Genomic DNA, 1,170 nt, shown 5'->3' with positions numbered 1-1,170 from the left:
GGCTTGCCGGAGGTGTCGAGGTGCGCGAGGTCGCGCACGATCTCGCCGATGACGGGCTTGTACGCGGGAATGCGGGGGTGCGAGGGCATGTTGGCTCCACTGGTTGCGCTGTGCATTGGGATCGCTACGACCCGTATCCATGGTGAAGCTGGAGAGGCTACGATCGGAAGGTCTTCAACTCTCTAGTTCACGCTGCTTTAAGTGGGGCGATCTTGAAGCGCATCACACTTGACCCGACGTCATCTCCACTTGCCGCCTTCTCTGTTCAACTTCGCAGGTTGCGCGAGGCACAAGGACTCACTCAGGTCGAACTCGGCACGCTAGTTCGATACTCCAGCGTCTACATCTCGAACGTGGAGACGGCAAAGCAGGCCCCCAGCTTAAAGTTCGTCCAGCGGGCCGACGAGGCACTGACAGCTGGCGGGGCGCTGGAGCTGCTGTGGTGGAGCTGGAAGAACGGAGCCCTGATCCCGGGATTCCCCGAGTACACCACCAAGGAGCGCGAGGCGATCTGCATACGGCTCTTCGAGACGAGCATGGTGCCGGGCGTCATGCAACACCCGGACTACTCCTCTGCCTACGAGGCTGCCATCGTGCGCCGAGGCGAGGCCACTCGCATTCAAGCCGATGAACGACTTCAACTCCTCACAGCTCGGAAGAAGTTGCTGGAGCGGACTATGACCATCCATGTGGTTCTGGATGAGGCTGTCCTCCACCGGCCGATCGGCGGTGCAGGTGTCATGGTGCAGCAGATGACCCACCTGGAGAGCTTGTCCGCTCAGCCGAACGTCGTCCTCCAGGTAGCACCGTTCAGCCTGGGTGCAGAGCGCCCCTTCTCGCACTCGGTAACGCTGCTCACCATGCCCAATCGGGCGATGGTCGGATACACCGAGACGCTTCAGCGTGGCTACCTGGAGCAGGACGCCGAGATCGTCGCAGGCTGGGCAAGAAAGTACGATCGACTCCAGGTGGACGCACTTCCCCGGGCGGACAGCCTGACCATGATTCATGAGGCACGGAAGGAACTTGAACGCCATGCACGTTGATCTATCGGGCGCCAGGTGGCGCAAGAGTTCACACAGCAACGGCGGAGGCGGATGCATCGAGGTTGCCGATGGATACGCCGGTGTCATGCCCGTTCGCGATTCCAAGGACCCTCAGGGTCCCTCC

2 protein-coding genes are annotated in these 1,170 nt (G+C 61.5%); both read left to right on the top strand.

All coding sequences use genetic code 11. The features are described 5' to 3' along the window. The first annotated feature begins 212 nt into the window (after positions 1-212). Positions 213-1,046: a helix-turn-helix transcriptional regulator gene (locus VR45_RS41535; protein ID WP_159394575.1), complete on the top strand. Its 834-nt coding sequence runs from the start codon at positions 213-215 to the stop codon at positions 1,044-1,046. Next, positions 1,036-1,170: DUF397 domain-containing protein (locus tag VR45_RS45205; protein WP_159394576.1), on the top strand; the 135-nt coding region annotated here is incomplete at its 3' end. The genes VR45_RS41535 and VR45_RS45205, both read left to right, overlap by 11 nt.

Origin of the sequence: Streptomyces sp. NRRL S-495 (assembly GCF_000966955.1) — a bacterium.
Taxonomy (GTDB): domain Bacteria; phylum Actinomycetota; class Actinomycetes; order Streptomycetales; family Streptomycetaceae; genus Kitasatospora; species Kitasatospora purpeofusca.
This window is presented reverse-complemented; position numbering and strand designations above follow the sequence as displayed.